8 protein-coding genes are annotated in these 7929 nt (G+C 61.2%); 4 read left to right on the top strand and 4 right to left on the bottom strand.

From position 1 onward, the window contains the following. Positions 1 to 238 precede the first annotated feature (238 nt). The 3 genes from AOA59_RS12140 to AOA59_RS12130 are packed head-to-tail and all read right to left on the bottom strand — an operon-like array spanning position 239 to position 2677. Entirely contained in the window at positions 239 to 1045 is an 807-nt protein-coding gene (locus AOA59_RS12140; protein WP_099487538.1) for a sulfite exporter TauE/SafE family protein, read from the bottom strand. Next, complete coding sequence (locus tag AOA59_RS12135) at positions 1046 to 2290, bottom strand: FAD/NAD(P)-binding oxidoreductase (RefSeq protein ID WP_099487536.1); 1245 nt, start codon at positions 2288 to 2290, stop codon at positions 1046 to 1048. A gap of 51 nt (positions 2291 to 2341) precedes the next feature. Next, complete coding sequence (locus tag AOA59_RS12130; RefSeq protein ID WP_017136253.1) at positions 2342 to 2677, bottom strand: helix-turn-helix transcriptional regulator; 336 nt, start codon at positions 2675 to 2677, stop codon at positions 2342 to 2344. A 94-nt stretch (positions 2678 to 2771) separates the two neighbouring features. On the opposite strand from AOA59_RS12130, the gene AOA59_RS12125 reads away from it, so the two are divergent. Further along, entirely contained in the window at positions 2772 to 3635 is an 864-nt protein-coding gene (locus AOA59_RS12125; RefSeq protein ID WP_069788310.1) for an MBL fold metallo-hydrolase, read from the top strand. 57 nt (positions 3636 to 3692) lie between these two features. On the opposite strand, the gene bkdR is transcribed toward AOA59_RS12125, so the two are convergent. Further along, positions 3693 to 4181, bottom strand: a complete 489-nt coding sequence (bkdR, locus tag AOA59_RS12120) for a Bkd operon transcriptional regulator BkdR (protein ID WP_056861361.1) — start codon at positions 4179 to 4181, stop codon at positions 3693 to 3695. A gap of 195 nt (positions 4182 to 4376) precedes the next feature. Here bkdR and AOA59_RS12115 point away from each other — a divergent pair, with 195 nt between their 5' ends. The 3 genes from AOA59_RS12115 to AOA59_RS12105 are packed head-to-tail and all read left to right on the top strand — an operon-like array spanning position 4377 to position 7926. Continuing rightward, positions 4377 to 5612 carry a 3-methyl-2-oxobutanoate dehydrogenase (2-methylpropanoyl-transferring) subunit alpha gene (locus AOA59_RS12115; protein WP_017136256.1) on the top strand — a complete coding sequence of 412 codons (1236 nt, stop codon included), beginning with the start codon at positions 4377 to 4379 and terminating at the stop codon, positions 5610 to 5612. Position 5613: 1 nt separating this feature from the next. Continuing rightward, positions 5614 to 6672 (top strand): alpha-ketoacid dehydrogenase subunit beta, encoded by a 1059-nt coding sequence (locus AOA59_RS12110; RefSeq protein WP_017136257.1) that lies wholly within the window; start codon positions 5614 to 5616, stop codon positions 6670 to 6672. Further along, complete coding sequence (locus tag AOA59_RS12105) at positions 6673 to 7926, top strand: dihydrolipoamide acetyltransferase family protein (protein ID WP_069788311.1); 1254 nt, start codon at positions 6673 to 6675, stop codon at positions 7924 to 7926. Positions 7927 to 7929: the final 3 nt, after the last annotated feature.

The following is a 7929-nucleotide window of genomic DNA, read 5'->3' as shown; positions in this document are numbered from 1 at the left end:
CGAAATCGACCCTGCCAGTTAAAAACTGTTACCTATGTGCGTGAACTGATTTGTAACCCATGTGGGTGAGTCATACCGGCGAAGACTTTTTGGTTACTTTTGTGTCTTTACAAAAGTGACCCGCTGTAAGAGCGGAACCCTACTCAGCCGTTACCGCAGCAACGGATATGTACACCACCAAAAGACCGCCATCGCAGGCAAGCCAGCTCCCACAGTTGGACTGTGTTGCACATCAGCATCAGAGCGCAGCCTTGACCAGCATCCCCGCAGCCACCACCACACACAAGCTGGCAAAGCCCACCTGCAACGCCCGCGCCGGGATCACCGAACACAAACGCCGACCGGCCATCATGCCGACAATACTCGCACCGATAAACACCCAGCCCATCGGCTCGATGCTCACACCGGCCTGCATCGACCCGGCCACGCCGATTAGTGAAATCAGGCTGATCACCATGAGCGAGGTGGCGACAATCCCGCGCATCTGCACATCGGTCAGTTGCTTGAACGCCGGCACGATCAGGAAGCCACCGCCCACGCCGAGCAAGCCCGACACCGCGCCAGTCACGGCCCCCAAAGCCGCTAACGTGGCACTGCACTTGGCGGTCCAGGCCAGGCGTCCGGTCTGCTGGTTGAGCATGCAGTTTTTCTGGCCCCAGGACGCGGCGCCATGGTCGCTCGGCCCGGCCTCGACCTTTTCGCGTTGCAACATGCGCCAGGCCACCAGCACCATCAAGGCGCTGAACAGGCCCATCAGCAGGTGTTCGGGTAACTGGTGGGCAATAAATACGCCCAGCGGCGAAAACAGCGCACCCAGCAGCGCTATCAATAACGCGGCGCGGTAGCGCACCAGGCCATGGCGTAGCCCGTCAATGGCGCCGACCGCCGCCGCTGCGCCCACGGCGAGCAACGACACCGGGGCGGCCTGGGTCATGGTCAAGCCCAGCCCCAGCACCAACGCCGGCACTCCGAGAATGCCGCCGCCCGCGCCGGTGAGGCCCATGACCAGGCCCATCAATAAACCCAACAGACTTGCCAGCAGCATTTAATCCACCTTGCTCAGGCGGGTCAGCCACTCGCGGCCTTTGAGCATGCCGTTCCAGTAGAACCACGGCAGCAGCGTGGCCTTGAGGAACCACATCGAGCGGCGTGCCTGGGTCGGGTCCAGCGGGAAGGTAGGCAGCAGCTTGCCGCCATAGCCGAACTCGGCCAGCACCACCTTGCCCTTCTCCACCGTCAACGGGCAGGAACCATAGCCGTCGTACTTGAGCGGCAGCGGTGCCTGTTTGCGCAGGGCCAACAGGTTTTCGGCCACCACCACGATCTGCTTACGCACGGCGGCAGCGGTCTTGGCATTGGTGGTGCCGCACACATCGCCGAGGCCGAAGATGTGCGGGTAGCGCAGGTGTTGCAGGCTGTGCGGGTTCACCTCGCACCAACCGGCAGGGTCTGCCAATGGGCTCTGGCGGATAAAATCCGGGGCCACTTGCGGCGGGACCACGTGCAGCAGGTCGAAGGACTTTTCTTCGACAGTGGCCTTGCCTTCGGCGTCTTTGACTTCAAACCAGGCTTTGCGCGCCGGGCCATCGACCCTGACCAGGTTGGCATTGAACGCCAGGCGGGCGTTGTATTTCTCCACGTACTTCATCAACGGCGGCACAAAGGTCGCGACGCCAAACAGCGCAGCGCCGGCCAGGTTGAATTCGACGTCGATATTTTTCAGGTTGCCCTGCTTGAGCCAGTGATCGCAAGACAGGTACATGGCCTTTTGCGGCGCGCCTGCGCATTTGATCGGCATGGCCGGCTGGGTAAAAATCGCCTTGCCGCTCTTGAGCTGCTGTACCAACTGCCAGGTGTAGGCCGCGTGTTCGTAGCTGTAGTTGGAGGTGACGCCGTTCTGGCCGAGGGTCTGTTCCAGGCCGTCGATTTTTTCCCAGGCCAGCCGCAGGCCAGGGCACACGATCAGGTTGTTCCAGGTCACGCGCTGGCCGTTGTCGAGCACCAGGGTTTGCTCGTCGGGCAGCAACTCGGCGACAGCGGCCTGCACCCAGGCGACGCCATTGGGCAGTACGTCGGCCAACGGCCGTCGGGTCTTTTTCAGGTCGTAGGCGCCACCACCGACCAGCGTCCAGGCCGGCTGATAGCAGTGGTAGTCGTTAGGTTCGATGAGGGTGATGTTCAGCTGCGGGTCGCGTTTGAGCAGGCTGGCCAGCAGGCCGATGCCCGCCGAGCCGCCGCCGATGACTACGATGTCGCCACTGATGGTCGGTCCACAGTGTTGCTCGGTCATGGTCTTTTGCCTTTTATCGTCATTGCACACAAGGGTCGCTGCCGTATGGCGTCACGCCCAGCTTTTTATGACCGCTCCGCAGTACAAGCCGGACAAGGTCTTCATCACTTGAATCACTTCGTGGCTGGCCAGCCCGTAGAAAATGTATTTACCTTCCCGACGGGTGGCGACCAACCCTTCGTCACGCAAAATGCCCAACTGTTGTGACAGGGTGGGCTGACGCACGCCGGTCATGGTTTCCAATTCGCCGACATTGCGCTCGCCCTGGGTCAACTGGCACAGGATCAACAGGCGGTCCTCATTGGCCAGTGCCTTGAGCAAGGAACACGCCTTGGACGCCGATGCGCGCAATTGGGCGACTTCGCCTTCACTCAGTGTAGATTCCATTTGCCTTGGGTCCTTTACGTCACTTAAGCTCAAAACATTATGTGTAAACGTAAACTGATTGTAACCACTTTTTTCGCTTCCGGGGACCGCCGCCATGCCAGCGTTGATTCAAGCCTTTCTGGACGAGGCATCGTCGACCTTCACCTACGTCATTTATGAACACGAGGGCGGCCCGTGCGCCATCGTCGATTCGGTACTCAATTACGACCCCGCGTCCGGACGCACTGAAACCACCCAGGCCGATAAAGTCATCGCGTTCGTGCGTGAGCACGGTTTGCAGGTGCAGTGGCTGCTGGAAACCCACGCGCATGCCGATCACTTGTCCGCTGCGCCTTACCTGCGCCGCACGCTCGGCGGCAAAATCGCCATCGGCCAATCCATCAGCAAGGTGCAGGATGTGTTCAAGCGCCTGTTCAACCTGGAGCCGGAATTTCGCGTCGACGGCTCGCAGTTCGATCACCTGTTTGCGCCGGATGAAATCTTTCATATCGGTAACTTGAAGGCCCAGGCGCTGCACGTGCCCGGCCACACTCCCGCCGACATGGCGTACCTGATCGACGGTCGCTTGATCCTGGTGGGCGACACGCTGTTCATGCCGGATGTGGGTACCGCGCGTTGCGATTTCCCCGGCGGCGATGCGCGGCAGTTGTATGCGTCGATGCGCAAGCTGTTGGCCTTTCCATTGGAGACTGAGCTGTATGTATGCCATGACTACCCGCCTGAAGGTCGCGAGGCCAAATGCCTGACCACGGTCGCCGAGCAGCGTGCGGGCAATATTCATGTGCATGACGGGGTGGATGAGGCGGCGTTTGTGCAGATGCGCACCCAGCGCGATGCCGGGTTGGGAATGCCGACGCTGTTGCTGCCGGCGATTCAGGTGAATGTGCGGGCGGGGAATATGCCGCCGGCGGAGGAAAACGGCGTGACGTATCTGAAGATTCCCCTTAACCAACTGTAAAAACGCCGACTTCCATGTGGGAGCTGGCTTGCCTGCTCCCACATGGGTTGGTGTGATTCAGTTGCCCAGGCTGATGCCATTGGCCGGCAACGGCAGCGCGGTCTTGTAGCGCACCTGCTTGAGCGCAAAGCTTGAGCGGATATTGGCCACGCCCGGCACCTTGGTCAGAAAGTCCATCATGAAACGCTCCAGCGACTGGATCGTCGGCACCAGTACCCGAATCAGATAATCCGGGTCGCCCGCCATCAAGTAACACTCCATCACTTCCGGCCGGTCCGAGATCGCGCCCTCGAACTGCTGCAATGCCAGCTCGTTCTGCTTTTCCAGGCTCACGTGGATGAACACATTCACGTGCAGCCCCAGCAGGTCGGCGTCCAGCAAGGTGACCTGATCACGGATAAGCCCCAATTCCTCCATGGCCTTAACCCGGTTGAAGCACGGCGTGGGCGACAGGTTGACCGAGCGGGCCAGGTCGGCGTTGGTGATACGGGCGTTCTCCTGCAGGGCGTTGAGAATGCCGATATCGGTACGGTCCAGTTTGCGCATGAGACAAAATCACCTGTTTATTATGTTTATGCAGTTTTTTTATCCGCAAATGGTCGTGAGCGCAATGAAACACAGATAAATATTCTTCTACGCCACGCCTATGATGTTTGTAGGACAAGATTTCTCCTATCCGGAGACTGACTGTCAGCTAGCGCGCCCACTACAAGAAATTCACAAGATCGAGCGTAGAAAGCCATGAACCAACCGTATGCACCATTGCGCCTGCACGTTCCCGAACCCTCGGGCCGCCCAGGCTGCAAGACCGACTTTACCTACCTGCGCCTGACTGACGCAGGTACGGTGCGCAAACCCGCCATCGACGTAGAACCCGCCGACACCGCCGACCTCGCCAAAGGCTTGATCCGCGTGCTCGACGACCAGGGCCAGGCCCTTGGTCCGTGGGCTGAAGGCGTATCCGCCGAGATCATGCGCAAAGGCATGCGCGCCATGCTCAAGACGCGCATCTTCGACAACCGCATGGTGGTCGCCCAGCGTCAGAAAAAAATGTCGTTCTACATGCAAAGCCTTGGGGAAGAAGCCATCGGCAGCGCCCAGGCCCTGGCCTTGAACATTGACGACATGTGCTTCCCCACCTACCGCCAGCAAAGCATCCTGATGGCCCGCGAAGTGCCGCTGGTGGACCTGATCTGCCAACTGCTGTCCAACGAGCGCGACCCGCTCAAAGGCCGTCAGTTGCCAATCATGTATTCGGTCAAGGACGCTGGTTTCTTCACCATTTCCGGCAACCTCGCCACCCAATTCGTGCAAGGCGTGGGCTGGGGCATGGCCTCGGCGATCAAGGGCGACACCAAGATTGCCTCGGCCTGGATCGGCGACGGCGCCACCGCCGAATCGGACTTCCACACCGCCCTCACCTTCGCCCACGTGTACCGCGCGCCGGTGATTCTCAACGTGGTCAACAACCAGTGGGCCATCTCCACCTTCCAGGCCATCGCCGGCGGTGAAGCCACGACCTTCGCCGGACGCGGCGTGGGTTGCGGCATCGCTTCCCTGCGTGTGGACGGCAACGACTTTATCGCCGTGTATGCGGCGTCTGCCTGGGCCGCCGAGCGTGCGCGCCGTAACCTTGGGCCAACCCTGATCGAGTGGGTCACCTACCGCGCCGGCCCGCACTCCACCTCGGACGATCCGTCCAAATACCGCCCGGCCGATGACTGGAGCCACTTCCCGCTCGGCGACCCCATCGCGCGCCTCAAACAGCACCTGATCAAGATTGGCCAGTGGTCCGAAGAGGAGCACACGGCGGTCAGTGCCGAGCTTGAGGCCGAAGTGGTCAAGGCGCAGAAAGAAGCCGAACAGTACGGCACCCTGGCCGGCGGCCAGATTCCAAGCGCCGCGACCATGTTCGAAGACGTTTATAAAGAGATGCCGGAGCACTTGAAGCGCCAGCGTCAAGAGTTGGGGGTCTGACATGAACGATCACAACAACAGCATCGAATTGGAAACCGCCATGACCACCACCACCATGACCATGATCCAGGCCCTGCGCTCGGCCATGGATGTGATGCTTGAGCGTGACGATAACGTGGTGGTGTTCGGCCAGGACGTCGGCTACTTCGGCGGCGTGTTCCGTTGCACCGAAGGTTTGCAGACCAAGTACGGCAGCTCGCGGGTGTTTGACGCGCCGATCTCCGAAAGCGGCATCGTCGGCGTTGCCGTGGGCATGGGCGCGTATGGCCTGCGCCCGGTCGCCGAGATTCAATTCGCCGACTACGTGTACCCGGCCACCGACCAGATCATCTCCGAAGCCGCCCGCCTGCGTTATCGCTCGGCCGGCCAGTTCACCGCGCCCTTGACCATGCGCATGCCGTGCGGCGGCGGCATCTACGGCGGCCAGACCCACAGCCAGAGTATTGAAGCGGTGTTCACCCAGGTCTGCGGCCTGCGCACGGTGATGCCGTCCAACCCGTATGACGCCAAGGGCCTGTTGATCGCCTCGATCGAAAACGACGACCCGGTGATCTTCCTCGAACCTAAACGCCTGTACAACGGCCCGTTCGATGGCCACCACGATCGCCCGGTTACACCCTGGTCCAAACACCCGCAAGCGCAAGTGCCGGACGGTTACTACACCGTGCCGCTGGATGTGGCCGCCATCGTGCGCCCAGGCTCGGCCGTGACGGTGCTGACCTACGGCACCACTGTGTATGTATCGCAAGTCGCCGCCGAAGAAACCGGCATCGACGCCGAGGTCATCGACCTGCGCAGCCTGTGGCCGCTGGACCTGGAAACCATCGTCAACTCCGTGAAAAAGACCGGCCGTTGCGTGGTGGTGCACGAAGCCACTCGCACCTGCGGCTTTGGTGCCGAGTTGGTGTCGCTGGTGCAAGAGCATTGCTTCCATCACCTGGAAGCGCCGATCGAACGCGTCACCGGTTGGGACACACCCTACCCGCACGCGCAAGAGTGGGCGTATTTCCCAGGGCCGTCCCGTGTGGGTGCGGCGTTGAAACGGGTCATGGAGGTCTGAATGGGCACGCACGTTATCAAGATGCCGGACATTGGCGAAGGCATCGCAGAAGTTGAACTGTCGGTATGGCATGTAAAGGTCGGCGACCTGGTGGTTGAAGACCAGGTGCTGGCGGATGTGATGACCGACAAGGCGATGGTGGACATTCCCTCGCCGGTGCACGGCAAAGTGATTTCTCTGGGCGGCGAGCCCGGCGAGGTCATGGCGGTGGGTAGTATTTTGATCAGCATTGAAGTCGAAGGCGCCGGGAATGCCAAGGATGCGCCGGTGGTGGCTGAGCCGGTGAAAGCAGCCCCCGTGGTTGAAGCCAAACCAGCGCCGGTGGTTGAAACAAAGCCGGCAGCCAAGCCCGCTGCTGCTCCGGTAGCCCGTGCCGCCGATGAACGCCCATTGGCTTCACCTGCCGTGCGCAAGCACGCGCTGGATGCCGGTATTCAATTGCGTCTGGTGCAAGGTACTGGCCCGGCGGGTCGGGTGCTACACGAAGATCTGGACGCTTACCTGCAACAAGGTGCAGCCCAGCCTTCGGGCACCGCCAACCCTTACGCCGAACGCAACAGCGAAGAACAGATCCCGGTGATCGGCATGCGCCGCAAGATCGCCCAGCGCATGCAGGACGCCACCCGCCGCGCTGCGCATTTCAGCTATGTGGAAGAAATCGACGTCACGGCGCTGGACGAGTTGCGCGTGCACCTCAATGAGAAGCACGGCGCCACCCGCGGCAAGCTGACCTTGCTGCCGTTTATCGTGCGCGCCATGGTCGTGGCGTTGCGCGAGTTCCCGCAGATCAACGCCCGTTACGACGACGAAGCCCAAGTCATCACCCGCCTGGGCGCGGTGCATGTGGGCGTCGCCACCCAAAGCGATGTGGGCCTGATGGTGCCGGTGGTACGTCACGCCGAAGCCCGCAGCCTGTGGGGCAACGCCGAGGAAATCGCACGTTTGGCCAGCGCCGCGCGCAATGGCAAGGCCAGTCGTGATGAGCTGTCGGGCTCGACCATCACCCTCACCAGCCTGGGTGCCTTGGGCGGCATCGTCAGCACGCCGGTGCTGAACCTGCCGGAAGTCGCGATTGTCGGCGTCAACCGCATCGTTGAACGGCCGATGGTGATCAAAGGCCAGATCGTGGTGCGCAAAATGATGAACCTCTCCAGTTCCTTCGATCACCGTGTGGTCGACGGCATGGACGCGGCGCAATTCATCCAGGCCATTCGTGGCTTGCTCGAACAACCCGCCAGCCTGTTTTTGGAGTAAGGC

It is taken from the genome of Pseudomonas sp. 2822-15 (genome assembly GCF_002742515.1).
Lineage (GTDB): Bacteria > Pseudomonadota > Gammaproteobacteria > Pseudomonadales > Pseudomonadaceae > Aquipseudomonas > Aquipseudomonas salomonii.
Note: the sequence above shows the minus strand (reverse complement) of the source record. Positions and strands in the feature narration are given on the sequence as shown.

What these genes read in the sequence shown, in the direction of transcription:
- AOA59_RS12140 (WP_099487538.1), bottom strand. Translation starts at nt 1,045, where the DNA reads ATGCTGCTGGCAAGTCTGTTGGGTTTATTGATGGGCCTGGTCATGGGC.
- AOA59_RS12130 (WP_017136253.1), bottom strand. Translation starts at nt 2,677, where the DNA reads ATGGAATCTACACTGAGTGAAGGCGAAGTCGCCCAATTGCGCGCATCG.
- AOA59_RS12125 (WP_069788310.1), top strand. Translation starts at nt 2,772, where the DNA reads ATGCCAGCGTTGATTCAAGCCTTTCTGGACGAGGCATCGTCGACCTTC.
- AOA59_RS12110 (WP_017136257.1), top strand. Translation starts at nt 5,614, where the DNA reads ATGAACGATCACAACAACAGCATCGAATTGGAAACCGCCATGACCACC.
- AOA59_RS12115 (WP_017136256.1), top strand. Translation starts at nt 4,377, where the DNA reads ATGAACCAACCGTATGCACCATTGCGCCTGCACGTTCCCGAACCCTCG.
- AOA59_RS12105 (WP_069788311.1), top strand. Translation starts at nt 6,673, where the DNA reads ATGGGCACGCACGTTATCAAGATGCCGGACATTGGCGAAGGCATCGCA.
- AOA59_RS12135 (WP_099487536.1), bottom strand. Translation starts at nt 2,290, where the DNA reads ATGACCGAGCAACACTGTGGACCGACCATCAGTGGCGACATCGTAGTC.
- bkdR (WP_056861361.1), bottom strand. Translation starts at nt 4,181, where the DNA reads ATGCGCAAACTGGACCGTACCGATATCGGCATTCTCAACGCCCTGCAG.